Source organism: Coralloluteibacterium stylophorae, assembly GCF_018122625.2.
GTDB classification, from domain to species: domain Bacteria; phylum Pseudomonadota; class Gammaproteobacteria; order Xanthomonadales; family Xanthomonadaceae; genus Coralloluteibacterium; species Coralloluteibacterium stylophorae.
Map to the genome: position 1 here is coordinate 82,756 of NZ_JAGQFT020000002.1, position 25,017 is coordinate 107,772.

The 25,017-nt window shown below is 72.0% G+C and carries 21 protein-coding genes and 1 pseudogene; 16 read left to right on the plus strand and 6 right to left on the minus strand.

Features of this window, described 5'->3' with window-relative positions; translation table 11 throughout:
• Positions 1-39: 39 nt before the first annotated feature.
• Positions 40-942 (minus strand): Hsp33 family molecular chaperone HslO, encoded by a 903-nt coding sequence (gene hslO, locus KB893_RS02840; protein WP_213173419.1) that lies wholly within the window; start codon positions 940-942, stop codon positions 40-42.
• A 60-nt stretch (positions 943-1,002) separates the two neighbouring features.
• On the opposite strand from hslO, the gene mtgA reads away from it, so the two are divergent.
• From mtgA to KB893_RS02855, 3 genes are read left to right on the plus strand one after another with little or no spacing between them, the layout of a single operon-like run.
• Positions 1,003-1,704, plus strand: coding sequence for a monofunctional biosynthetic peptidoglycan transglycosylase (gene mtgA / locus KB893_RS02845; RefSeq protein WP_211926749.1), 702 nt, complete (start codon positions 1,003-1,005; stop codon positions 1,702-1,704).
• Between the two features lie 25 nt (positions 1,705-1,729).
• Positions 1,730-2,725 carry a glycosyltransferase family 2 protein gene (locus KB893_RS02850; protein ID WP_213173420.1) on the plus strand — a complete coding sequence of 332 codons (996 nt, stop codon included), beginning with the start codon at positions 1,730-1,732 and terminating at the stop codon, positions 2,723-2,725.
• A gap of 32 nt (positions 2,726-2,757) precedes the next feature.
• Positions 2,758-3,186 (plus strand): CBS domain-containing protein, encoded by a 429-nt coding sequence (locus KB893_RS02855; RefSeq protein ID WP_211926747.1) that lies wholly within the window; start codon positions 2,758-2,760, stop codon positions 3,184-3,186.
• Between the two features lie 7 nt (positions 3,187-3,193).
• Here KB893_RS02855 and proC read toward each other — a convergent pair whose 3' ends face one another.
• Both proC and KB893_RS02865 read right to left on the minus strand, forming a co-directional pair.
• Positions 3,194-4,033 (minus strand): pyrroline-5-carboxylate reductase, encoded by an 840-nt coding sequence (gene proC, locus KB893_RS02860; RefSeq protein WP_211926746.1) that lies wholly within the window; start codon positions 4,031-4,033, stop codon positions 3,194-3,196.
• Complete coding sequence (locus KB893_RS02865) at positions 4,030-4,755, minus strand: YggS family pyridoxal phosphate-dependent enzyme (RefSeq protein ID WP_211926745.1); 726 nt, start codon at positions 4,753-4,755, stop codon at positions 4,030-4,032. Before KB893_RS02865 ends, proC begins: the two co-directional genes overlap by 4 nt.
• A gap of 173 nt (positions 4,756-4,928) precedes the next feature.
• Here KB893_RS02865 and KB893_RS02870 point away from each other — a divergent pair, with 173 nt between their 5' ends.
• From KB893_RS02870 to KB893_RS02880, 3 genes are all read left to right on the plus strand, one after another.
• Positions 4,929-5,966 carry a type IV pilus twitching motility protein PilT gene (locus KB893_RS02870; protein ID WP_213173421.1) on the plus strand — a complete coding sequence of 346 codons (1,038 nt, stop codon included), beginning with the start codon at positions 4,929-4,931 and terminating at the stop codon, positions 5,964-5,966.
• Between the two features lie 110 nt (positions 5,967-6,076).
• Positions 6,077-7,207, plus strand: coding sequence for a PilT/PilU family type 4a pilus ATPase (locus KB893_RS02875; protein WP_211926743.1), 1,131 nt, complete (start codon positions 6,077-6,079; stop codon positions 7,205-7,207).
• Between the two features lie 181 nt (positions 7,208-7,388).
• Positions 7,389-7,871, plus strand: coding sequence for an FKBP-type peptidyl-prolyl cis-trans isomerase (locus KB893_RS02880; protein ID WP_211926742.1), 483 nt, complete (start codon positions 7,389-7,391; stop codon positions 7,869-7,871).
• Positions 7,872-7,923: 52 nt separating this feature from the next.
• Here the strand turns inward: KB893_RS02880 and KB893_RS02885 are convergent, their stop codons facing one another.
• Positions 7,924-8,481 carry a DNA-3-methyladenine glycosylase I gene (locus tag KB893_RS02885; RefSeq protein WP_211926741.1) on the minus strand — a complete coding sequence of 186 codons (558 nt, stop codon included), beginning with the start codon at positions 8,479-8,481 and terminating at the stop codon, positions 7,924-7,926.
• A 58-nt stretch (positions 8,482-8,539) separates the two neighbouring features.
• Here KB893_RS02885 and KB893_RS02890 point away from each other — a divergent pair, with 58 nt between their 5' ends.
• From KB893_RS02890 to KB893_RS02900, 3 genes are all read left to right on the plus strand, one after another.
• Complete coding sequence (locus KB893_RS02890) at positions 8,540-9,103, plus strand: YqgE/AlgH family protein (RefSeq protein ID WP_211926740.1); 564 nt, start codon at positions 8,540-8,542, stop codon at positions 9,101-9,103.
• Positions 9,096-9,563, plus strand: coding sequence for a Holliday junction resolvase RuvX (gene ruvX / locus KB893_RS02895; RefSeq protein WP_338026837.1), 468 nt, complete (start codon positions 9,096-9,098; stop codon positions 9,561-9,563). The genes KB893_RS02890 and ruvX overlap by 8 nt, the downstream gene beginning before the upstream one ends.
• A gap of 69 nt (positions 9,564-9,632) precedes the next feature.
• A complete protein-coding gene (locus KB893_RS02900; protein WP_211926738.1) occupies positions 9,633-10,622 on the plus strand; it encodes an aspartate carbamoyltransferase catalytic subunit in 990 nt (329 codons plus the stop codon).
• 7 nt (positions 10,623-10,629) lie between these two features.
• Here KB893_RS02900 and KB893_RS02905 read toward each other — a convergent pair whose 3' ends face one another.
• Together KB893_RS02905 and gshB are read right to left on the minus strand one after the other, a co-directional pair.
• Positions 10,630-11,499, minus strand: a complete 870-nt coding sequence (locus KB893_RS02905) for an energy transducer TonB (RefSeq protein ID WP_211926737.1) — start codon at positions 11,497-11,499, stop codon at positions 10,630-10,632.
• Positions 11,496-12,446, minus strand: a complete 951-nt coding sequence (gene gshB, locus KB893_RS02910; protein ID WP_213173423.1) for a glutathione synthase — start codon at positions 12,444-12,446, stop codon at positions 11,496-11,498. Before gshB ends, KB893_RS02905 begins: the two co-directional genes overlap by 4 nt.
• Before the next feature lie 188 nt (positions 12,447-12,634).
• Here gshB and pilG point away from each other — a divergent pair, with 188 nt between their 5' ends.
• From pilG to KB893_RS02950, 7 genes and pseudogenes are all read left to right on the plus strand, one after another.
• Positions 12,635-13,036 carry a response regulator gene (gene pilG, locus KB893_RS02915; protein WP_211926735.1) on the plus strand — a complete coding sequence of 134 codons (402 nt, stop codon included), beginning with the start codon at positions 12,635-12,637 and terminating at the stop codon, positions 13,034-13,036.
• A 31-nt stretch (positions 13,037-13,067) separates the two neighbouring features.
• A complete protein-coding gene (locus tag KB893_RS02920) occupies positions 13,068-13,436 on the plus strand; it encodes a response regulator transcription factor (RefSeq protein WP_211926734.1) in 369 nt (122 codons plus the stop codon).
• A 4-nt stretch (positions 13,437-13,440) separates the two neighbouring features.
• A complete protein-coding gene (locus KB893_RS02925; protein WP_211926733.1) occupies positions 13,441-13,977 on the plus strand; it encodes a chemotaxis protein CheW in 537 nt (178 codons plus the stop codon).
• A 141-nt stretch (positions 13,978-14,118) separates the two neighbouring features.
• Positions 14,119-16,134, plus strand: coding sequence for a methyl-accepting chemotaxis protein (locus tag KB893_RS02930; protein WP_213173424.1), 2,016 nt, complete (start codon positions 14,119-14,121; stop codon positions 16,132-16,134).
• A gap of 76 nt (positions 16,135-16,210) precedes the next feature.
• Positions 16,211-18,517 (plus strand): annotated as a pseudogene (locus KB893_RS18775) (FimL-related protein); the annotation flags it as partial.
• Positions 18,518-19,582: 1,065 nt separating this feature from the next.
• Positions 19,583-23,230, plus strand: coding sequence for a response regulator (locus KB893_RS18780; protein ID WP_425491111.1), 3,648 nt, complete (start codon positions 19,583-19,585; stop codon positions 23,228-23,230).
• On the plus strand, positions 23,223-24,989 hold the full coding sequence (locus KB893_RS02950) for a chemotaxis protein CheB (protein ID WP_211927189.1): 1,767 nt from the start codon (positions 23,223-23,225) through the stop codon (positions 24,987-24,989). The genes KB893_RS18780 and KB893_RS02950 overlap by 8 nt, the downstream gene beginning before the upstream one ends.
• The last annotated feature ends 28 nt before the right edge of the window (positions 24,990-25,017 follow it).

Consider the following 25,017-nt stretch of genomic DNA (forward strand, 5'->3'; position numbering starts at 1 on the left):
CTCAGCCTAGGCGATTTACGTGTTGTTAACAAGTGAACTTCACTGCAGCCCGGGCGGCGCCGGATGGGTGGCCGCCGGGCCGAACAGCGCCTCGATATCCCCACGGTCGAACCGGTAGGCCGTTCCGCAGAACTCGCAGCGGATCTCGGCCTCGCCGCTGGCCGCGGCGGCCAGCGCTTCCTCCTCCCCGATCCCTCGCAGGACTGCCTCGACGCGCTCGCGGGAGCAGGAGCAGCCGAAAGAGAGCGGGGTATAAGCCAGCAGCCGCGCGTCCTCCTCGTGGAACAGCCGCCACAGCAATTGCTCCGCCGGAAGCGCGCGTAGTTCGTCGTCGCGGAGCGTTTCCAGCAGCGCGCCTACGCGGGTCCAGCCGTCGCTGTCGCCGTGGTCTCCCGGCAGCCTCTGCAGCATCAGGCCGGCCGCGGTATCGCCCTCGGCCGTCAGTCTGAGCAGGGTCGGCAGCTGTTCGGAGTTCGCGAAATAGCCTTCGAAGGCGTCGCCGAGGGTGTCCGCATCCAGGTCGACCAACCCCTGGTAGCGCTGGGGCTCGGGGGCGCCGGCCGGCTGGTTCTCGATCGTGATCGCAAGCACCGCGCCCTCGCCCAGATCGCGCGGCGACAGGCACGCCGGTACCGCATCCTCGGCGTGGGCGAGGCCGCGCAGCGTGCCCTGGGCCGTGCATTCGGCGAACAGGGTCCGCAGCGGTCCGGTGCCCTTCATCTGCACGCTCAGGCGGCCCTCGACCTTGGCGTGGCCGGTGAACAGGGCCGCGGCGGCGGTGGCCTCGCCCAGCAGCCGCGCCACCGGCCCGGCGTAGTCCGAGGTGCTGCGGATGGTCTGCCAGGTGGCATCGAGCCGCACCAGCACGCCGCGTACGCCCGCACGTTCGAGGAGGAAGCGGTGCAGCGCGTCGGGAGTGGCAGTGGAGTCGTGATCGGTCATGCTTGTCCTGCCGGCGCATCGCGCCGGCGTCCTGTCGGTGGCTGGAGTCGAACGTCGGGTATGGGTGCGCGCAGCGGTCGGATCAAGCGGTTGCGGCCGTTGCGGTGGCTGGTCGGAATCGGCCTGGCTGCCGTTCTCGCCAGCGCGTGCCAGGTGCTGGCCCTGCGCTGGGTGGACCCGCCGCGGAGCATGGTGATGCTCGCGCACCGGCTGGACGGCGGTGCGGTGGACGTCCGCTGGCGAGACCTCGACGCGATCGCGCCGGTGCTTGCGATGTCGGTGATCGCCGCCGAGGACCAGCGCTTCGCCAGCCACTCCGGATTCGACTTCGCCGCGATCCGCTCCGCCGTGGCGGAGGCGGACGGTCGTCCCCGGGGTGCCAGCACGCTGAGCCAGCAGGTCGCCAAGAACGTGTTCCTCTGGAATGGGCGCAGCTGGCTGCGCAAGGGGCTGGAGGCCTGGTACACGGTGCTGGTCGAGCTGATCTGGCCGAAGCGGCGGATCCTCGAGGTCTACCTCAACGTCGCCGAGTTCGGCGAGGACATCTATGGTGCGGAAGCGGCGGCGCAGCGGCTGTTCGGCAAGCCCGCGTCCGCACTCACCGCGGCCGAGGCGGCGCGGCTCGCCGCGGTGCTGCCAAGTCCACGCCGATGGTCGGCGCGCAGTCCAGGACCCTACGTGCAGCGGCGGAGCGCCTGGATCCAGCGACAGGTGCGCCAGCTGGGCGGCGAGGCGTACCTGCGCGACTGCTGCGGGCGCTGACGCCGGCCCCGGCTACCATGCGCTGATGCCGAACCGCCAGCGCCTCGCCGTCGTCGTCGCCGCCTACAACGAACAGGCGGCGCTGCCCGTGCTGCACCGGCGGCTGATGGATGTGCTCGATCGCCTGGATCTGGACACGCAGCTGATCTACGTCGACGACGGCAGCCGCGACGACACCTGGGACACCCTGCTCGGCCTCGCGGCCGCGGACGCGCGCGTCGCTCTGCTGCGGCTGTCGCGGAACTTCGGCAAGGAGCTGGCGATGACCGCCGGGCTCGACCGGGTCGACGCGGACGCGGCGATTATCATCGACGCAGACGGCCAGGACCCGCCGGAGCTGATCCCGCAGTTCGTCGCGCGCTGGCGCGAGGGCTACGACGTGGTCTACGGCACCCGCACCGAGCGCGAGGGCGAGGGCTGGCTCAAGCGTGGTAGCGCACACCTCTTTTATAGGGTCATCGGCCGGCTCTCGCACACGCCGATTCCGCGCGACACCGGCGACTTCCGGCTGATGTCGCGCCGGGCGCTGGACGCGCTCGGGCAACTGCGCGAGCGCCAGCGCTTCATGAAGGGGTTGTTCAATTGGGTCGGCTACCGGCAGTGCGCCATCGCCTACGAGCGTGCGCCGCGGCTGGCGGGCGCGAGCAAGTTCAACTACTGGCGCCTGTGGAACTTCGCGCTCGACGGAATCACCAGCTTCTCGACCGCGCCGCTGCGGGCGGCGACCTACCTCGGTGTGGCGACGGCGATGCTGGCCTTCGTCTATGCCTGCTTCGTGGTGGTGAAGGCGCTGTTTCTCGGCGATCCCGTCCAGGGCTGGCCGACGATGATGGCGGTGATCCTGTTCCTGGGCGGGGTGCAGCTGATCGCGCTGGGCGTGATCGGCGAGTACCTGGGGCGGCTGTACGACGAGAGCAAGCAGCGCCCGTTGTACCTCGTCGATGCGTGGCAGCCCGGGGCGGCGACTCCCGCCCCGCCGCCTGCTGCGCCGCAGCGCGTGGCGGGCGGACCCTGGGAGTAGCATCCGCAGCACATCCGCGCACGGAGCTGGCGATGCATACGGTTCGGCAGATCCTCGACGACAAGGGAGGCGACATCGTCCATGTCGCACCGGATGCGCCGGTCCTGGATGCGATCCGGTGCATGGCGGAGCGCAGCGTCGGTGCGGTGCTGGTGATGCAGGGCGGCGAGCTGGTCGGCATCGCCTCGGAGCGCGACTACGCGCGCAAGGTGATCCTGCAGGGACGCGCCTCGCACGACACGCCCGTCAGCGACATCATGTCGGCGCCGGTGGTCACCGCCTTGCCCGACGACACGGTGGCCAGTTGCATGCGCACCATGACCGACCGCCGCCTGCGCCACCTGCCGGTGGTCGAGGGCGGGCGCGTCGTCGGGGTGATCTCGATCGGCGACCTGGTCAAGGCCGTCATCGAGGACCAGCAGCTGCAGATCGACGCGCTGCAGCGCTACATCGGCAGCTGAGGCGGCGTCAGTCGTCGTTCTCGGCGGCGAGGCTGCGCCCGCGGGCGGCGGCGGCGGCGACCGCGCGGCGGACGACGTCGCGAAGACCGCCGGATTCCAGCGCCTCGACCGCCGCCTGCGTGGTTCCGCCGGGCGAGGTCACGCGTCGACGCAGGGTGGCTGCGTCCTCGTCGGACTCGGCGAGCATGCGGCCGGCGCCGAAGGCGGTCTGCGCGGCGAGCAGGCGCGCGGTGTCGCGATCGAGCCCGGCCTCCTCGCCGGCCTCGGCCATGGCTTCGGCCAGCAGGAAGAAGTAGGCCGGGCCGCTGCCGCTGACCGCAGTGACCGCATCGACCTGCGCTTCGTCCCGCACCCAGGCGGTCCGCCCGACCGTTGCCAGCAACGTTTCGGCGGCCGCCCGGCCGGCCGTGTCCACCCGTGCGTTCGCGTACAGCCCGGTGGCCCCGGCGCCGAGCAGCGAGGGCGTGTTCGGCATCGCGCGGACGATGGCCTGGCCGCCACCCAGCCAGCGATCGATCTGGCTTGCGGTGACGCCGGCGGCGATCGAGATCACCAGGGGCGTGCGCTCCTGTGCCAGTGCGGTCAGCTCGCCGCAGACCGTGCGCAGCACCTGCGGCTTGACCGCCAGCACCCAGACCCCGGCGCCGTCGGCGGCGTCCAGGTTCGATGCATGGGCGGCGATGGCGGGATGGCGCGAAGCGAGGCGGGCGCGGTTCTCCTCCGCCGGGTCGGCGACGGCGATCGCCGGCGGTGCGCTGCCCGCGCAGAGGCCGCCGATCAGGCTGGCGGCCATGTTGCCGCCCCCGATGAAGGCGATGCGGGATGCGGGTAGGGCGGTGCTGGTCATGCGGACTCCGTGGTGGTGGCGGCCTGCTTCGGCTTCGGCGGACGCGGGCCGAACAGCGCCGTGCCGATGCGGACCAGGGTGGCACCCTCGGCGAGGGCGAGCTCGAAGTCGTCGCTCATGCCCATCGAGAGCGTATCGAGCCCCGGATGGGTGGCGGCGAGTCGGGTCTGCAGCGCCGCGAGACTGCGGAAGGCCGCGCGGCGGGTGGAGGGATCCGGCACCGGCGCCGGGATCGCCATGAGCCCGCGCAGGGCGAGCCGCGGCAGCGCGGCGACGTGGGTCGCGAGCGCGGGAACCTCGTGCGGTTCGCAGCCGCCCTTGCCGGGCTCGCCGTCGACGTTCACCTGGATCAGCACGTTGAGCGCCGGACGGGCCGGATCACGATGACGCGACAGCGCGTCGGCCAGCTTCGCACGGTCCACCGTCTGCACCCAGTCGAAGGCATGCGCGGCTTCGCGGGCCTTGTTCGACTGCAGGCGGCCGATCAGGTGCCACTCCAGTCCTGGAAGGCCCGGATCCGCGGCGCAGGCGGCGATCTTCGGCAGCGCCTCCTGCACGTAGTTCTCGCCGAACGCCAGTTGCCCGAGCGCGGCGAGCGCGGCGATCTCCTCGATGCCGCGGGTCTTGGACACCGCGAGCAGTCGCGACCGGCCGGCGGCCGGTGCGGTCGCGCCGGAGATCCGGCACTGCAGCTGATGGAGGCGGCTTGCGAGCTCGGGCATCGGGAGTGCTGGATGGGCGGACGCGCCGGCGTCCGACGGATCGGACCAGCGCGGGCGGCGCGGCGGCCGTCGGCAGGACGGTCGCGGACGGCCACGTGCGGTGCATGGGAATGGCTATACTGCCGCGGGGGAGGTCGGCTCGACCACCGAAAAGCGCACGGGGAGCGCGCACAATGGATATCGCTGAACTGCTGGCCTTTTCCGTCAAGAACAAGGCGTCCGACCTGCATCTGTCCGCGGGCCTGCCGCCGCTGATCCGCGTCGACGGCGACGTGCGCCGCATCAACATCGCGCCGCTCGACCACAAGCAGGTGCACGCGCTGGTCTACGACATCATGTCGGACAAGCAGCGCCGCGACTACGAGGAGTTCCTCGAGGTCGACTTCTCGTTCGAGATTCCCGGCATGGCGCGCTTCCGCGTCAACGCCTTCAACCAGAACCGCGGCGCCGGCGCGGTGTTCCGTACGATTCCGTCCGAGGTGCTGACGCTCGAGGATCTCGGCACGCCGCCGATCTTCCGCGAGCTCATCGACCAGCCGCAGGGCCTGATCCTGGTGACCGGGCCGACCGGCTCCGGCAAGTCGACCACCCTGGCGGCGATGATCGACTACATCAACAAGACCCAGTACGGGCACATCCTCACCGTCGAGGACCCGATCGAGTTCGTCCATACCTCGCAGAAGTGCCTGATCAACCAGCGCGAGATCCACCGCGACACGCACGGCTTCAACGAGGCCCTGCGCTCGGCGCTGCGCGAGGACCCGGACTACGTGCTGGTCGGCGAAATGCGCGACCTGGAGACCATCCGCCTGGCGCTGACCGCGGCAGAGACCGGCCACCTGGTGTTCGGCACCCTGCACACGAGCTCGGCGGCGAAGACGATCGACCGCATCATCGACGTGTTCCCCGCCGGCGAGAAGCCGATGGTGCGCTCGATGCTGTCGGAGTCCCTGCGCGCGGTGATCTCGCAGGCCCTGCTGAAGAAGGTCGGCGGCGGGCGCACCGCGGCGTGGGAGATCATGGTCGGCACCCCGGCGATCCGTAACCTGATCCGCGAGGACAAGGTCGCGCAGATGTACTCTGCGATCCAGACCGGCCAGCAGGCCGGCATGATGACGCTCGACCAGCACCTGCAGGACCTGGTCAAGCGCGGCCAGGTCACCCGCCAGCAGGCCAAGGAATACGCCAAGGACAAGCGCCTCTTCGAATGAGGCGGGACGTCACAGCACCCCGGCGGCGGCCTGCGCTATCGTCGCGCTCCGCCCGCCGGCGGACACTCCCGTAGAACCCAGCCAGCATCGACGGCCCGCGGAGGCCAGCCATGAGCACGATCGATTTCTCGTCGTTCCTGAAGCTGATGGCGCACAAGCGCGCCTCGGACCTGTTCATCACCGCCGGCGTGCCGCCGTCCATGAAGGTGCACGGGAAGATCTCGCCGATCACCCAGAGCCCGCTGACCCCGCAGCAGAGCCGAGACCTGGTGCTGGGCGTGATGAACCCGGCGCAGCGCGAGGAGTTCGAGAAGACCCGCGAGTGCCAGTTCGCCATCGGCGTGTCCGGCGTCGGCCGCTTCCGCGTGAGCTGCTTCTACCAGCGCAACCAGGTCGGCATGGTCCTGCGCCGCATCGAGACCAAGATCCCGACGGTGGAAGAGCTGAACCTGCCGCCGGTGGTCAAGACGCTGGCGATGACCAAGCGCGGGATCATCCTGTTCGTCGGCGCCACCGGCACCGGCAAGTCGACCTCGCTGGCGGCCCTGATCGGCTACCGCAACCAGAACTCGACCGGGCACATCATCACCATCGAGGACCCGATCGAGTTCGTGCACCGGCACGAGGGCTGCATCGTCACCCAGCGTGAGGTCGGCATCGACACCGACAGCTGGGAGGCGGCGCTGAAGAACACCCTGCGCCAGGCCCCTGACGTGATCATGATCGGCGAGGTCCGCACCCGCGAGGGCATGGACCACGCCATCGCCTTCGCCGAGACCGGCCACCTGGTGCTGTGCACCCTGCACGCCAACAACGCCAACCAGGCGATGGACCGCATCATCAACTTCTTCCCCGAGGACCGGCGCAACCAGCTGCTGATGGACCTGTCGCTGAACCTCCGCGGCGTGGTCGCCCAGCAGCTCGTGCCGACCCCGGACGGCAAGGGGCGACGCGTGGCGATGGAGATCCTGCTCGGCACGCCGCTGGTGCAGGACTACATCCGCGACGGCGAGATCCACAAGCTCAAGGACGTCATGAAGGAATCGACGAACCTGGGCATGAAGACCTTCGACCAGAGCCTGTTCGAGCTCTACCAGGCCGGCGAGATCTCCTACGAGGACGCGCTGCGCTACGCCGACTCGCAGAACGAGGTGCGCCTGAAGATCAAGCTGGCGCAGGGCGGCGACGCGCACACCCTGAGCCAGGGTCTGGACGGCGTCGAGCTGTCGGAAATCCGCTGAACGGTCGGCCGGCGCCGCAGGGCGCCGGCCTGGTCCGGCGAGAGCGCCGTGCGGCGGATGTCGGTGTGCGTGGTTGCAGGGCAGGGGCCGAGGGCCTAGCCTGAGCGTTCCCTTTCCGATGTCGTGCGTCCACCGGCATCGCGAGTCTCCTGCTCATTCCCCTTTCCAGACGAGGTTCTTCATGGAAATCGCGCAGAACAGCGTGGCGTCGTTCAACTACACCCTCACCGACGACGACGGCACCGTGGTCGATACGTCGAACGGCCGTGAGCCGCTGGCCTATCTGCACGGTGCCGGCAACATCGTGCCGGGCCTCGAGGCGGCCCTGGCCGGTCGCAAGGCGGGCGATCGCCTCACGGTGGACGTGCAGCCCGAGGAGGGCTACGGCGTGCGCCACGAGCAGCTGGTGCAGCAGGTGCCGCGCGAGGCCTTCCAGGGTGTCGACGACGTCAAGGTCGGCATGCAGTTCCAGGCGCAGACCCAGGGCGGCCCGCTGTCGGTGGTGGTGACCGAGGTCGGCGAGGGCACGGTGACCGTCGACGGCAACCATCCGCTCGCGGGCAAGGTGCTGCATTTCGATGTCGAGATCACCGAGGTTCGCGCCGCGTCGCCCGAGGAACTGCAGCACGGCCACGTGCATGGCGCCGGCGGCGTCGAGCACTGATCCTGCGCCTCCCGCGAGTCCGACGCCCGGCCCTGTGCCGGGCGTCGTCGTTTCAGGCGCCGGCGGTCGCGCGACGCCAGGCGGGCGAGGCGGCGAGGATGCGCGCGTGCACCGGGCAGTCCTCGCGATGCGCGCCCGGCAGGTAGCCGGTGCTCATCAGGAACTCGCCGACGATCTCGCCGCCCATGAACTTCAGGCGCCGCTTGAACGCCCGCGTCCACGCCGTCCGGTCGACGCCGTGCCGCGCCGCTTCGTCGTCGAGCCAGGCACGCAGGCTGCCGTACTCGCCGACCAGCGCCTCGAGCACGCCGGCGTTGTGGATCGCGGCGTCCACCTTCAGCCGGTTGCGGATGATGCCGGCGTCGGCCAGCAGCCGCGCACGGTCGGCGTCACCGTAGCGGGCGACGGTGGCGATGTCGAAGCCGTCGTAGGCGGCGCGGAAGGCGGCGCGCTTGTTCAGGATCGTCAGCCAGCTCAGGCCCGCCTGGTTGATCTCCAGGACCAGGCGCTCGAACAGCGCGGCGTCGTCGTCGATCGGGAACCCGTATTCGTGGTCGTGGTAGGGCGCATGGACGGGATGGCCGGGTGCGCTGTCGCAGTAGCCGCTCATGCCCGGGATTATGCGCCCGCACGCCGCCGCCACGCGGCGGGTGCTTAGAATGCGGGGCATGGACGCCGACCGATCCTTCGCCAATCAGCTCCTGGTCGCGATGCCGGCCATGGCCGATCCGCATTTCACCCGCGGCGTCACCCTCATCCTCCAGCACGACGAGGACGGAGCGATGGGCCTGATGGTGAACCGGCTGTCGGACTTCACCCTCGGCGAGGTGCTCCGGCAGATGCAGATCGAGACCCAGGATCCGGCGCTCGCCCTGGCGCCGGTGCTGCTGGGCGGCCCGGTGCAGCCCGAGCGCGGTTTCGTGCTCCACGACGACGCCCGCGAGTGGGGCTCGACCCTGCGCATCCACGACAGCCTGGCAGTCACCACCTCGCGCGATATCCTCGAGGCGATGGCGGTCGGGCGCGGCCCGAAGCGGGCGCTGATGGTGCTGGGCTATGCCGGCTGGGGCGCTGGGCAGCTCGAGCACGAGCTGGGCGACAACGCCTGGCTGACCGTGCCCGCCGATGCCGCGATCCTGTTCGAGACGCCGATGGAGACGCGCTGGCAGGCCGCGGCCGGCCGCATCGGCGTCGACGTCGGGCGCCTTACGGACTACGCCGGGCGTGCCTGACCCCGGCGGCGCGGCGACGGTGCTGGCGTTCGACGTCGGCTCGCGGCGGATCGGCGTGGCGATCGGCAACGTCCTGTCGGCGAGCGGGCGCGAACTCGCGGTGGTGGACGTGCGCGCCGGCGCGCCGGACTGGGCGCGCATCGAGACACTGCTGCGCGACTGGCGGCCCGACGCCCTGGTCGTCGGCGATCCGCGCCTCCTGGACGACGAATCCGGCGACCAGCCGGCGCGTCGGCGCGCGCGCGGCTTCGCGCGCGAGGCGGCGGCGCGCTCCGGGCTTCCGGTCTGGCTCGTCGACGAACGTTCGACCTCGATGGATGCCGCACGACGCTTCGCCGCCGGCCGCGCCGCTGGAGCGCGGCGGCGCAGCCAGGCACGGGACCTGGACGCGCTGGCCGCCGTCATCATCCTCGAGCGCTGGTTCGAGGCGCCGGAGGACGCGGAACCCGCGAGCGCGTGAGTCGCGCCTGCCTGGCGCCGGGCGCAGCAGGTAGCATTCGCGTCTTTCGTTCCCCACGTGACGCCTGCCATGCGCGATTTCCAGCTCCGTCCCGACGGCGGCCTTCGGCATCTGCTGACCCTGGAAGGGCTGCCGCGGCGTACGCTGGAGCAGCTCCTCGACCGCGCCCAGGCCCTGCGCGACGAGGCCTACAGCGGCGTGTCCCTGCGCGGACGGCTGGCTGGCCATACGGTCTGCAACCTGTTCTTCGAGCCCTCGACCCGCACGCGCAGCAGCTTCCAGCTCGCCGCGGCGCGGATGGGTGCCGACGTCCTCAACTTCGACGCCGCCAGCGCGTCGACCAAGAAGGGCGAGACCGACCTCGATACGCTGAAGACCCTGCGCGCGATGGGCGTGGATGCCTTCGTCATCCGCCATGCGCACGACGGCGCCGTCGCGGCGCTGGCGGAGAAGTCCGGCGGCGCCTCGCTCATCAACGCCGGCGACGGGCGCAGCGCGCATCCCACGCAGGGCCTGCTCGACATGCTCACCCTGCGCCAGCGCAAGGGCGACGACTTCGGCAGCCTGCGCGTGCTGATGGTCGGCGACATCCTGCACTCGCGCGTGGCCCGCTCCGACCTCCACGCCATGCGCACCCTGGGCGTCGGCGAGATCCGCGTGTGCGGGCCGGGCAACCTGCTGCCGGACGACGAGGTGCTGGCGGGCTGCGAGCGCGTCGCCTCGCTCGACGAGGCACTGGCCGGGGTCGATGCGGTGTTCATGCTGCGCCTGCAGCGCGAGCGGATGGTCGAGGGCCTGGTGGCTTCGCTGGACGACTACTTCCGCGACTACGGCCTGACCCCGGCGCGCCTGCGCCGCGCCGCGCACGGCGCGATCGTGCTGCATCCCGGGCCGATGAACCGCGGCGTGGAGATCGACGACGCGGTCGCCGACGGCGCGCAGGCGGTCATCCTGGACCAGGTCGCCAATGGCGTGGCGGTGCGGATGGCGGTGCTCGAGGCGGTGCTCGAGCCGGAGCCGCAGGCGACGACCGCCTTCGGGCCCTGGTGCCGCGCCTGAAGCGGCGCTACTCGTCGCGCAGGGTGCCGCCCGGCAGGAAGCGCCAGGTCCGGGTGATGTGCAGCACGTCCACGTCCTCCTCGTCCGGCAGGCGCTGGAACGGCTGCGACAGGCGCACGATGCGCAGGACCGCCTCGTCCAGCAGCGCGCTGCCGCTGGACTCGTTGATCACGATGCCTTCCACCGTGCCGTCGCGGCGTACCGCGACCGTGGCGCGGACCGCGCCGCTGAGCCGGCGTCGCCGCGCCTCGTCGGGATAGTTCAGGTTGCCGACGCGCTCCACGCGCTGGACCCAGGCGCGAAGGTAGCCGGCGTAGGCGTATTCGCGGGTGCTGGCGGAGACGAACTTGCGCCGCGGCTTCTTCGCGTAGAGCTCCTGCTGGCGATCGATCTCCGCCGCCAGGCGGGCCATCTCCAGGTCGGCCTCGACCACCTCCCGGCCGGTCGGCTGCGGCCGCGCCTGCGTGGTCCGCGACTCCTGCGGAGGAGGCACGCGCTGCGACGCCTGCGGCGCGGTGAGGACACGCTCGGCCGGCGTGGGCTCGGGCGGGGGCGCCTGCGCGGCGACCGGCACTGGCGCCACTCCCGGGCTCGGACTGGGTGTCGAGGACGGCTGCGGCTCGCGCGGGCGTCGGGCCTCGTCGCGGTCGCCGCCGCCCTGCTGGCTGGACTGGGCGAGGAAGTCCGCCTCGTCCGGTGCAGCGTCGCTGCGGGTCTGGACCAGGATCACGTCCAGCGTCGGCGTGATCGGCGCCGCCGCGTCGAGGCCGAAGCCGACTCCCAGCAGCAGGACGCCGTGCAGGATCAGCGAGAAGGCGATGGTCGCGGCGAGGCGGTCGCCGCTGCCGACGGGCGGGCGCGCGACGGCGGCGGTCATCGCGCCAGGCGCGCCTCGATCGCGTCGAACAGGCCGGCGCAGATGTCGAGCCCGAACTGGGCATCCAGCTCGCGCACGCAGGTCGGGCTGGTGACGTTGACCTCGGTGAGGTAGTCGCCGATGACGTCGAGACCGACGAAGATCATCCCCCGGCGCTTGAGTTCGGGAGCCACCTGCGCTGCGATCCAGCGGTCGCGCTCGGACAGCGGCTGGCCGACGCCGCGCCCGCCGACGGCGAGGTTGCCGCGGAATTCGGCGCCCTGCGGGATGCGCGCCAGCGCGTAGTCGACCGGCTCGCCGTCGACCAGCAGGATGCGCTTGTCGCCGGCGGTGATCTCGGGGATGTAGCGCTGCGCCATCGCGAGCCGTCGGCCGCCGTCGGCCAGCGTCTCGAGGATCACGTTGAGGTTCGGGTCCTCCGGAGAGGTCATGAAGATCGAGCGGCCGCCCATGCCGTCCAGCGGCTTCAGGATGCAGCGCCCGTGCTCGGCCACGAACGCCCGCAGCACCTGCGCGTCGCGCGAGACCGCGGTCGGCGGGCAGCACTGCGGGAACAGCAGCGCGGCCAGCTTCTCGTTGAGGTCGCGCAGGCCCTGCGGGTCGTTGACCACGAGCACGCCGGCGGCCTGCGCCAGGCTCAGCACCTGCGTGTCGTAGACGAACTCCGGGTCGACCGGCGGGTCCTTGCGCATCAGCACCGCCGCCATCTCGTCCAGCGGGCGCAGCGCCGCCTCGCCGAGTTCGAACCAGCCGGCCGCGTCGTCGCGGACCCGCAGCGGCGCCAGCCGCGCGACGGCGCGGCCGCCCACGACGCCGAGTGCGCCCGGCGTCACATAATGCAGCGCGTGCCCCCGTCGCTGCCCCTCGAGCAGCATCGCGAACGTGGTGTCCTTGGCGATCTTGATGGACCCGATCGGGTCCATGACGACGGCGATGGCGTGGGGCATGAAAGGCTTCCGTGACGCGCTCCGCAGATATCGTAGCAGCGCGCCCGGCGAGGCCCCTGCGGGGCACATCACAGATGGTGTGAAATCCTTGACAGTCTTGCGCGCGGCTGCGGTATAAATGTTCCTTCGTTGTTAAGTCGTAGCGGGATACGGCCGCCGGCCGAGCCGCATCAGGGGATCGAGTTGTGATGGACGACGCCAATCGCTCCGGCACCCTTGCCGGGCTCCGAGTCATGGTCATCGACGACTCGAAGACGATCCGTCGCACGGCCGAGACCCTGCTCAAGAAGGAAGGCTGCGACGTCGTTACCGCGACCGACGGGTTCGAGGCACTCGCCAAGATCGCCGACCAGCATCCGCAGATCATCTTCGTCGACATCATGATGCCGCGGCTCGACGGCTATCAGACCTGCGCACTGATCAAGAACAACCAGATGTTCCGGTCCACGCCGGTGATCATGCTGTCGTCCAAGGACGGGCTCTTCGACAAGGCGCGGGGGCGCATCGTCGGTTCCGAGCAGTACCTGACCAAGCCGTTCACCCGCGAGGAACTGCTTTCGGCGATCCGCACCCACGTCGGCGCGCACTGAGCGCCGGTCGAGCCATCTGAAAGGGGATCACATGGCGCGCATCCTGCTCATTGAGGACTCACCGACCGACACCGCGGTCTTCACCGGCATGCTCGAACGCAACGGGCACCAGGTGCTGACCGCCGGCGCGGCGGAGGACGGCATCCGCATGGCCCGCGACGAGCGGCCGGATCTCGTCCTCATGGACGTCATCCTGCCGGGGATGAACGGGTTCCAGGCCACGCGCGCGCTGTCGCGCGACCCGGCGACGCAGGCGATCCCGGTCGTCATCGTCAGCACCAAGAGCATGGAGACCGACCGCAGCTGGGGGCTGCGGCAGGGCGCCCGCGACTACCTGGTCAAGCCGCCGGAGGAGCGCGAGTTCATCGCGCGGATCCAGGCGATCCTGGGTGGAGGCTGAGTCCGTGACGGTCTCCGGAGCACGTCCCTACGCCGTCCTCCTCGACTACGAGGCGCGCAGCCTGGCCCACGAGGCCGGGCTGCCGGAGGCCGCCGAGGCGCCCGGCCACTGGCGTGGCGTCGGTTACCGGATCGGGCCGCGGCGCCTGGTGTCCGCGTTCGAGGAGGTCGTCGAGATCCTGCCGATGCCGCAGGTGACGCCGGTGCCGGGCGCGCAGCCGTGGATGCTCGGCATCGCCAACCTGCGCGGCACGCTGCTGCCGGTCGTCGACCTGCGCCTGTTCCTCGAGGGCGAGCGCACGGTGCTGCACGAGGGCCAGCGCGTGCTGGTCATGCGCCAGCACGGCGGCAACGTCGCGGTCCTGATCGACGAGTTGTTCGGGCAGCGCGGCTTCCACGAGGAGGATGCCGTCGCGCCGGAGGCCGAAGGCCGGTACGCGCAGCTGGTCAAGCGCGCCTACCGCTACGACGGACACGTCTGGGGCGTGTTCGACATCGCGCTGCTGGCGCGGACGCCGGAGTTCAGACAGGCCGCGGCCTGAGTGGTGAGCAGGGTTCCAGTCGTCACGCCGTGGGCGCCTTCGGCCCGTGGCGTGCACCGCGCCAGGGGCGGCGGAGTCGGCTCCGCCGGCGCGGAGCAAGTCCTTCGGGCACGTGCAGTCTTCACATCCAGGGGTTGAACCATGAGCAGTGCAGCACAGGGAGCAGGTGGACGGGTCGGCGGCATCGGCGCCCCGGTCTGGATCGGCCTGCTGGCGATCTTTCTCGTCCTCTTCGGCGTCAATACGGCCTACACGCTGTATCTCGGTGCCGGAGAGTCCACGGCGGCCGCCCGCGTCGCCGACATCCAGGTGCAGTCGCAGCAGCTCGCGAAGTTCGCGGGCGAGGCGGTCAACGGCAACGCCGAGGCCTTCGGTGAGTTCAGCGAGACCTACGGCGCGATCAACAACCACCTGCAGGCGCTGAACGCGGCCTACGGCGGCGAAGGCGGCCGCGTGCAGACCGCGCTCGACAAGCTGATGGCGACCTGGAATCCCATGTCCAGCCACGCCCAGCGCATCATCGACGGCGAGCAGAAGGTGCTGGCGCTCGCCGACACGGCCAATGCCTTCACCGCGCGCGTGCCGCGGCTGCAGGCCGACCTGGACGAGGTCGTCCGCGCGATGGCCAACAGCGGCGCGAGCTCCGACCAGGTGCTGATCGCCGCGCGCCAGCTGGTGCTGATCGACCGCATGTCGCGTCGCGTGACCGAGATCCGCGCCGGCGGCGCCGGCGCCATCGTCGCCCGCGACGCGCTGCAGAACGACGCAGCGATGTTCGGCTCGGTGCTCGGCGGCCTGCAGAACGGCAATCCAGAACTCAACTACGTGCGCCTCACCAGCGAGTCGGCGCAGGCCGCGCTGGAGCCGGTCACCACCGCCTACAGCGAACTGCAGGCCGACATCGCCAGCGTCGTCGACGCCTCGGTCGAGCTGTACGAGGTGCAGCAGTCGGCGGCGGCGATCTCCGAGGAATCCAACGTCCTGCTCGACGACGCGCGCTCGCTGTACGAGGCGATCTCGGCGCTGCCGACCACGCGCCTGTTCCCGGGCAACTGGTTCGGCGCCGCCTTCGGCCTGCTGGCGATCCTGTCCCTGGTCGGCCTGCTGGTGACCCTGTCGCGCGACCAGCGTCGCCGCACCCAGGACGCCGAACTGCAGAACATGCGCAACCAGAAGGCGATCCAGCAGCTTCTGGACGAAATCATCCCGATCGCGGAAGGCGACCTGACCATCAATCCGACGGTCAGCGAGGAATACACCGGCGCCATCGCGGACTCGATCAGCTACACCGTCGACGAGCTGCGCACCCTGGTCGGCACGATCAACGAGACCTCGGTGCAGGTGTCGGCCGCGGCGCAGGAAACCCAGGCCACGGCGATGCACCTGGCCGAGGCCGCCGAGCACCAGGCGCAGCAGATCAGCTCCTCGTCGGCAAAGATCAGCGAGATCGCGCTGTCCATCGACGAGGTCTCGAAGAACTCCGCCGAGTCCGCCGACGTGGCGCAGCGCTCGGTGCAGATCGCGGCCAAGGGCGCCGACGTGGTCCGCCAGACCATCCACGGCATGGACAACATCCGCGACCAGATCCAGGAGACCTCCAAGCGCATCAAGCGCCTGGGCGAGAGCTCGCAGGAGATCGGCTCGATCGTCGAACTGATCAACGACATCGCCGAGCAGACCAACATCCTGGCGCTGAACGCGGCGATCCAGGCGGCCTCCGCCGGCGAGGCCGGTCGCGGCTTCGCGGTGGTCGCCGACGAAGTGCAGCGCCTCGCGGAACGCTCCTCCAACGCGACCCGCCGCATCGAGACCCTGGTCCAGACCATCCAGTCCGACACCAACGAGGCGGTCAGCTCGATGGAGCAGACCACCTCCGAGGTGGTCGCGGGTGCGCGCCTGGCCGAGGACGCGGGACTGGCGCTGGGCGAGATCGAGAAGGTGTCCACCGACCTCTCCGACCTCATCCAGAACATCTCGTCGGCGGCGCGCCAGCAGTCGGCGGCGGCGACCAACATCACCGCGACGATGAACTCCATCCAGGAGATCACCTCGCAGACCTCGCACGGCGCGAACCAGACGGCCGAATCGATCGGCAACCTCGCGCAGCTCGCCGCCGACATGCGCCGGTCGGTCGCGAAATTCAAGCTGCCCGGTTGAACGGCAGCGCCTGGACATTGACATGGCTGTGCGCGGCCTCGTGCCCGCACGCGCCGAGTAGGGACGGAAGGCGCCGATGAGGCTCCAGGACAACATCGATTTCACCACGCTGGCCTGGGTCAAGCCCGAGCTGGACGAGACCCTGCTGCAGGCGCGCCGCGCGCTCGAGGAGCATGTCGAGGGCGAGGAGGCCGGGCGTCCGGACGGCAGCCGGCTGCGCCTGGTGGCGGGCCACCTGCACCAGGTGCAGGGCACCCTGCGCATGGTGGAGCTCTACGGCGCGGCCATGGTCGCCGAGGAGATGGAGCAGCTGGTCGGCGCGCTGCTGGGCGGCTCCGCCGGCCAGGCCGACGCGGCCTATACCGCGCTGCTGCGCGGGATCATGCAGCTGCCCGACTACCTCGAGCGGCTGCAGAGCGGCCACCGCGACATCCCGATGGTGCTGCTGCCGCTGCTCAACGAGCTGCGCGATGCGCGCGGGGTGCAGCGCCTGTCGGAATCGGTCCTGTTCTCGCCGGACCTGACCCGCGACCTGCCCTCGAGCGCGCGCGGTCCCGCCGCGGCCCTGCCCGACGCCCCGCTGCGGGTGCAGGTCGAGGCCCTGCGCGGCCGCTTCCAGTCCGCCCTGCTGCAGTGGCTGCGCGAGGAGGACAACGCCGACAACATCACCGCGCTCACCGAGGTCTGCGAGCAGCTGGTGCGGATCACCCAGTCCGAGGACGCGCGCCGCCTGTTCTGGGTCGCGGCCGGCACGCTTGAGGCGCTGCGCGCCGGTGCGTTCGAGGCCTCGCGTCCGCTGAAGCAGGCGCTCGGCCGGGTCGAGCGCGAGATCAAGCGCCTGGCCGAGTCCGGCGATGCCGGCTTCCGCGATGCGCCGCCGCTGGAACTCACCCGCCAGCTGCTGTACTTCGTCGCGCACGCGCCGACCGAGCACGACCGCATCGACGAGATCCGCGGCGTGTTCGGCCTGCAGCGCTACATGCCGAGCGAGGCCGAGCTGGCTCACGCCCAGGGCAGCCTTGCCGGTCACAACCGCGCGCTGCTCGACACCGTCGCCAGCGCATTGAAGGACGACCTCCTGCGGGTCAAGGACGCGCTCGACCTGCACCTGCGCGCCGGCGATCTCGCGCCGGCTGAACTCGGCCCGCAGGTCGAGGTGCTGGACCGCGTCGGCGACACGCTCGGCATGCTCGGCCTGGGCGTGCCGCGTCGCGTCGTCCAGGAGCAGCGCCAGGCGCTGGCCGACCTGCTCGCGGGCGTCCGTGCGGCCGACGAGGGCGCGCTCCTCGACGTCGCCGGCGCGCTGCTCTACGTCGAGGCCACCCTCGACGACCAGGTCGCGCGTCTGGGTCAGGTGGACGAGGCCGACACGCCGTCGAGCATCGAGGCGCGCCGCGTGCTCGAGTCGCTGGTCAAGGAGGCGATCGCCAACTTCGCGCAGGCGCGGCACAGCTTCGTCGCCTTCGTCGAGACCAACTGGGAGCACGACCAGCTGCAGGACGTGCCGCGGTTGCTGGACGAGGTCGCGGGTGCCCTGCGCATCGCCGAGGTCGAGCTGGCGCCGGACTATCTCGTCGCGGTGCGCCGCTTCACCGAGATCGAGCTGCTGCAGCGCCGGCGCGTGCCCAACGGGCGGCAGATGGACACGCTGGCCGATGCGCTGGCCGGCCTCGAGTACTTCCTGGAGGCGCTGCGCGACCAGCGCCCCGGTCGCGACCGTATTCTCGAGGTCGCACGCCACGCGCTGGAGTCGCTCGGCTACTGGCCGCTGCCGACGCACGCCGGACTGCCGCCGCGGCCGTCCCAGGACACGGTCCCGCCGGCGGCGACGGCCGCACCCGAGGCGGCGCCGGCTCCGGTCGAGACGGTGGACGCCGCGGCCGAGGCGGAGGAGGTCGCGAGCAGCGCGTTCGCGGAGTTCGCCGACGCCATTCCGGCCGCGCCGCTGGCCGGCGACGAGGCCCTCGCGGAGCAGGCGCTGCCCGCGCCGGAGGCCGCGACGGCTGCTCCGGCGCCCGAGCCGCAGGCGCAGGTCGCGCCCGTCGCGGACGAGCCGGAGTATGGCTTCGACCGCGGCAACGAGGATATCGACGACGAGATCCGCGAGGTCTTCCTCGAGGAGTTCGAGGAGGAGATCGACAACCTCGACCGCCTGCTGCCGGCATGGCGCGCCGCGCCGGCCAACCTCGAGCTGCTGCGGCCGATCCGGCGCGTCTTCCATACGCTCAAGGGCTCGGGTCGACTGGTGGGCGCGGCGGCCCTGGGCGAGTTCGCCTGGAAGGTCGAGAACATGCTCAACCGCGTGCTCGACGAGTCGCGCCCGGCCAACGAGCCGGTGCAGGCGCTCGTGGATCACGCCTTCCATTGCCTCCCGCAGCTGCTGGCTGCGCTGCGGGGCGAGCGGGTCGTGCTGCCCCAGCTGCAGGCCATCGGCGACACCGCCGATCGCCTGGCCGGCGGCGAGGACGCCTGGGTCGAGGCCGCGGCTCCGTCCGCGGCGGTGGCGGCGGAAGCGCCCGTTCCGGCGGTCGCGGCGCCCTCCGGGGAGCCGGTCCCCGCACAGGCCGAGCCGGCCGCGCCGGATGCAGGCGCGCCTGCGGACGCCGCCGCGCCGGACCACGCCGAAGCGGCGTCGGCCGCGCCGCCGCCGGAGCCCGTCGAACCCGATGCGCCGGCGACCGCCGCCGTGCCCGCTTCGGTCGACGCGGTGCTGTTCGAGATCCTCAAGGCCGAGGTCGCGGGCCATCTCGCGACCGTCGACGCCTGGCTGGGCGAGGCGGATGCGCCGCGCCCGGCCACCGACGCCCTGCTGCGTGCCGTGCACACGATGAACGGCGCCTTCGCGATGACCGAAGTGCCGCTGATCACCGACGTGCTCGGTCCCGCGGAAGGCTTCATCAAGCGGCTCATGGCCAATGAGCGCGAGGCGGACGCCACCGGCGTCGCACTGCTGCGGGAGGCGGCCGCCGCCGTACGCGGCACGGTCGCCGGCCTCGACAGCGAGCGGCCGCACGTGCCGCTCCTGGGCGACCTCGCGCAGCGCCTCACCGAGGCGCGCGATGCGCTGCCGGCGCCGGCTGGCCCTCCGCTGGCGATCGCGCTCGCCGGCGACGACGATCTCGCGGCCGACGACACCGCCGATCCGGGTGTTCCGCAGGCGGTCGAACTCGACGCGCCGGACGTGACCGAGCTGCCGCGATTCGATGCCGATGCGGAGGAGCCGGCACAGGTGCAGTCCGCGCCCGATGCAGGGCAGGCGGAGGCCGAGCCCCGGTCGCAGGAGGCCGACGCCGCCCCGCAGGCGCTCGACGCGGCGCAGGCGGACGAGGTCGAGACGGGCGCTGACGATGCAGCGACGGGCAGCCCGGACGCGGCCGACGGGGCCAACGGGGCGACGGCACCGGAGCAGGCGTTCGATGCGGAGGTCGCGGCGCTCATGGCCGCGATCATGGAAGAGGAACTCGTGCGTGCCGCCGCACTGGGCGCAGGCGAGCCGGAGGCGGTACCGGCGGACGAAGCCGCCTCCGCAGCCGGATCGTTCGAGACGGCCGCTGTGCCGGAGGCGTTCGAGGCGGTCGACCCGCCGGCGGGCGACATCGCCGTGCGGCCGGACACGGAAGAACGCGTGCTCGAAGCCGACTTCGACGTGCGGGGCGTGCTGGACGAGGCCGATGCCGACGCTGTCCGCAGCGACTCCGCGTCGGAACCGGCCGCCGGGGAGACAACGGACGATGCGGGTGCCGCCGACGCCTGGGCGCCGCCGGCGCTGGAGATCCGGGACGCTGGGCCCGGGGCGGCAGCGGCTGGCGAGGACGGAGACGCGGGCGCGGACACGGGCCACGAAGCCGTCGCGCCGGAGATCGAACTCGCCGAGACCGATGCCGGCATCGACGCGCAGGCTGCGGAACGGCAGCCGGAGCAGGAGCCTGCGGCCGAGGTCGCGGCGGACCCGCTCGAGGACGCGCTGCATGCGGCTGCGACCGGGGACGAGGCGCTCGACACGGACGCGGCGCGACACGCCGATACCGACCTGACAGGTGCGGAAGCGGCCGCGGACTGGAGGCCGGAGCAGGCGTCGACCGAAGAGACCGTCGCCGAGGTGGCCCCGCAGGACACGCTTGCGGACCTGCCCGCCGATGCGGTCGATGCCGCCGCGACCGACGTCGATGGTGGCGCTGGCGCCGCGACGGTGACGGACGACGACGCCACGGCGGAAGAGGACGCGGCTGCGCACGTCGCAGCCGCGGAGGACGCCGTGCAGGAACAGGCCGGCGGCGACGCCGCTGCGGCCGACCATGCCGCCGAGCCCGAGCCCGAGCCCGAGCCCGAGCGCGAGCGCGAGCGCGAGCGCGAAGCCGAAGCCGAAGCCGAAGCCGAAGCCGAAGCCGAAGCCGAAGCCGCAGCCGAAGCCGAAGCCGCAGCCGCGCCTGCACCGGTGGCGGCCGAGCGCGATCCCGACCTGCCGCTCGACCTCGGCGACGTCGACGTCGAACTCCTGGACATCTTCCTCGAGGAGGCGCGCGACATCCTCGACCAGTGCGACGCCCCGCTGTCGGCGCTGCGCGCGCAGCCGGGCGACCGCGAGAGCGTCGTCGCGCTGCAGCGCGAGCTGCACACGCTCAAGGGCGGCGCACGCATGGCCGGCCTGTTCGCGATCGGCGAACTCGGCCACACCATGGAGACCCTGCTCGAGGCGGTCGCCGAGGGACGGGTCGAGCTGGCGGAGCCGGGCATGCGCCTGCTGGAGCGCAGCTTCGACCGCCTGCAGACCATGGTCGATCGCGTCGGCGCCCGCCGCGCCGTGGCCTTCCCGCAGCATCTGATCGACGCGCTCGAGACGACCGCCGCCGGCGGCACGCCGGAGCTGGCGCCTGCGCCCGTCGCCGAACTGCCTGCCGCCGAAGCGGCCGCATCCGGCGAACCCCGCTCCGACGGGGCCGCCGCCCATGCGCCGCAGGCCGAGGCGCCGACTCCCGAACCGGCGGCGACCGACGTGTCCGGGCGCGTGGAAGCCGAAGCCGCCGACGCCGCGCCGCCGGTCGAGGCCGTGGAAGGCCATGCGCCGGCTGCTCCCGCGCCGCAGGACGCTGCGATCGACGCGACACGGCCGGCATCCGAGGGCGTGGCGTTCGCACCGGCGCAGCCGGAGCCGGAGGCGGCCGACGCGGCCGCGCAGGCGGTTGCCGCCACGGCGTCGCCGCGGCCGGTGCTCGGGCCGCTGTCGCCGCCGATCGAGGACCTGGTCGGTGAGGACGAGGTCGCGCATGCGCCGCAGGAGCAGGTGCGCATCCGCGCCGACCTGCTCGACCGCCTGGTGAACTACGCCGGCGAGGTCGCGATCTACCGCGCCCGCCTGGAACAGCAGCTCGGCGCCTTCCGCGGCAATCTCGCCGAACTCGACCAGACCATCGGCCGCATGCGCGAGCAGCTGCGCCGCCTCGAGATCGAGACCGAGGCGCAGATCGCCTCGCGCAATCAGCGCGAACAGGAGACGGCCGACCCGTCGTTCGATCCGCTCGAGCTCGACCGCTTCTCGACCCAGCAGCAGCTCACCCGCGCGCTGGCCGAGACCGCGGCCGACCTGGTCAGCCTGCAGGGCGGCCTCGACGAGCACACGCGCCAGTACGAGACGTTGCTGATCCAGCAGTCGCGCGTGAGTTCGGACCTGCAGGAAGGCCTCATGCGCACGCGCATGGTGCCGTTCGAATCGCTGGTGCCGCGCCTGCGTCGCGTGTTGCGCCAGGCGGCCGGCGACACCGGCAAGCAGGTCCAGCTCAAGGTCGAGGGCGCCCAGGGCGAGATGGACCGCAACGTGCTGGAGCAGATGACCGCGCCGCTGGAGCACATGCTCCGCAATGCGGTCGCGCACGGCATCGAGTCGCCGGCTGCGCGTGTCGCCGCCGGCAAGCCCGCGGAAGGCACGGTGCGGGTGGCGGTGTCGCGCGAGGGTTCGGAAGTCGTGCTCACCGTCGGCGACGACGGCCGCGGCATGGACGCCTCCGCCATCCGCCGCAAGGCGATCGAGCGCGGGCTGCTGGCCGAGGACGCCGAAGTCGGCGACGCCGACCTCTACGCCTTCACCCTCGAGAGCGGGTTCTCGACCGCGGGCGAGGTCAGCCGTCTCGCCGGCCGCGGCGTCGGCATGGACGTGGTGTACAGCCAGATCCGCCAGCTCGGCGGCTCGCTGGGCATCGCTTCCGAGCAGGGCCGGGGCGCCGAGTTCAACGTGCGCCTGCCGTTCACCCTGGCGGTGACGCAGGCGGTGTTCGTGCGCATCGGCGACACCTCGTTCGCGGTGCCGATCGCCTCCGTGCGCGGCGTCGGCCGCGTCTCCCGCGAGGTGCTCGAGGCGCAGACGGCGGAAGGCCGCGCCACCTACAGCTACGCCGGCGAGGAGTACCTGGTCCACGATCTCGGCGACCTGCTCGGCATGGGCCAGGCGCGTGCCCAGGAAAGCCTGCAGATGCCGCTGCTGCTGCTGCGCTCGGGCGACATGCGTGCGGCGATCTGCGTCGACCAGGTGCAGGGCAGCCGCGAGATCGTGGTCAAGCCGGTCGGGCCGCAGGTCAGCTCGATCCCGGGCTTCTTCGGCGCCACGATCATGGGCGACGGGCGCGTCGTGGTGATCCTCGACGTGGCCCCGCTGGTGCGCCGCCATGCCGCGGCGCTGGCCGCGGGCCCGGTCCAGGTCGCACCGGCACCGGCACCGCGGCGGGTGCCGCTGGTGATGGTGGTCGACGATTCGATCACCATGCGCAAGGTCAGCGGTCGCGTGCTCGAACGCCACAACCTCGAGGTGCAGACCGCGAAGGACGGCGTGGACGCGATCGAGAAGCTCGCCGAGCGCGTGCCCGACCTGATGCTGCTCGATATCGAAATGCCGCGGATGGACGGCTACGAACTGGCGACGCACATGAAGAACGACCCGCGCCTGCGCCAGGTACCGATCGTGATGATCACCTCGCGCACCGGCGAGAAGCACCGCCAGCGCGCGTTCGAGATCGGCGTCGACCGCTATCTCGGCAAGCCGTACCAGGAAACCGATCTGATGCACCACGTGTTCTCGCTGCTGCAGATGGAGCCTGCGCATGGCTGACGGCGGACTGCGGGTCGCCCTGCTCGCGCGCGCCGGCGCCGCGCGGGAACAGCTCCGCCAGGCGCTCGTCGAGCATGGCGCCGTGCTCGTGGCGGAGGGCGATCCGGCGGAGCTGGATCCGGGCCACGTCGCCGCGCAGGCACCGCAGGTGCTGCTGGTGGGCCTTGAGCCCGCCGTCGAGGACGCGCTGGAGCGCTTCGATGCGCTGGTCGACGACGCCGCGATCGAGGTCGTCTACGACGACGTCGAGGTCACCGGCGGGCTCTCGGGCTGGGAGCGCGCGCGCTGGGTCCGGCACCTGGTCGCCAAGCTGCGCCGCGACGACGAGGTCCTGCCGCCGCCGCCAGAGGGCGCCGAGCCCCTGCCCGGCGGCGACAGCTACGTCGACCTCATCCCCACCGGCACCCTGGTCGGCGCCGAGGCGTCCGCCACGCCGGACGAGGTCGACGCGCAGCCCGCATCGGAGGCGGATGCACGGCCGCAGTCTTTCGCAGCGACCACCGCCATGGACGCCATCCCCGTCGCCGCGGACGACGCCGGGAACCCCGCGCAGGCGCCGTCGTGGCAGATGGAGGATGCAGGGGCCGCGGAGTCCGATGGCCTGGCCGAAGACGCCGGCGCCATGCGGATCGACATCGGCTTCGTTACCGAGGACGACACCGCCGGGGACGGCGCCCAGGGTCTGGGCGAGCTGAGCGAGGAGGACCGCGCGCTGCTGGCGAGCTTCGATGCCGCTGCGGACGAGGATGCTCCGGCCGACGATGAGGCCGACGCGATCGAGTTCGAGTTCGCCGGGCTCGGCGAGGACGAGGGCGATGCCGGCGACGGCGCGACGCCATACCACGACCTCGACGTCGCGGACCCGCAGGACGAGCCGCGGTACCAGCCCCTGCGCGAGCAGACGCCGCCCGCGCCCGGACCTGAGCCGGAAACCGCGGCCACGACCACCGCCGCGAGCGCGACCCCGACCGACCTCGCTTCCGACCGCGCCGGCTTCGGCAGCCTCAGCCTCGCGCCACTCGACGACGACGCGGCACCGCCGGTGACCGCGCCTGCGGCCCCGCGCGCGGCGGCGACGCCCGGCCGCGACTGGCGCGAGATCGACATCTCCGGGCTCAGCCTGGTCGAGGACGAGCCTGCCGATGCCGAGGCCCCTGCCGCCGGCGGGGAGGCGCAGGACGTGGCCGCGCCGACCGCGGCCGACCGCGCGGCCGAGGACGAGGCTGCCGGCAACGGTTCGCCGGCGCGCGCGATCCTGCTGCTCGCCGGGCTCGGCGGGCCCGACGCGGTGCGCCAGTTCCTGGGCGCGCTGCCGGATCGCCTGCGCGTGCCGGTCCTGCTGTGGCAGAAGCTGGACGGTGCGCGTCACGACCGTCTGGTCGCCCAGCTCGGCCGCGCCAGCGTGCTGCCGGTGTATCTCGCGCAGGAGGGGCAGACCGCCCGCGCCGGTCAGGTCGCCGTGCTGCCGGAGACGGTCACCGCGGTGGACGAGGGCGACGGTGTCGTGCGCTTCGTCGCCGGTGCTCCCGACATGCAGGCCCTGGTCCGCGTCGCGGGCGGCGTCAGCGTCCTGCTCAGCGGTGCCGACCTGGCCGCGGTCGAGCCGGCGGTGCTCAGCGTCGCCATCGGCGGACTGGCCCTGGCGCAGGACCCGGGCACCTGCTTCGACGCCGCCGCCGCGACCGCGCTGGCGGCGCGGGGCGGGACCGCTGGCGCGCCGGCGGCACTCGCCGCGCTGGCCGTCGCCCACTTCGCCTGATCCGCATCCATCATTCCGGGCATCGAGC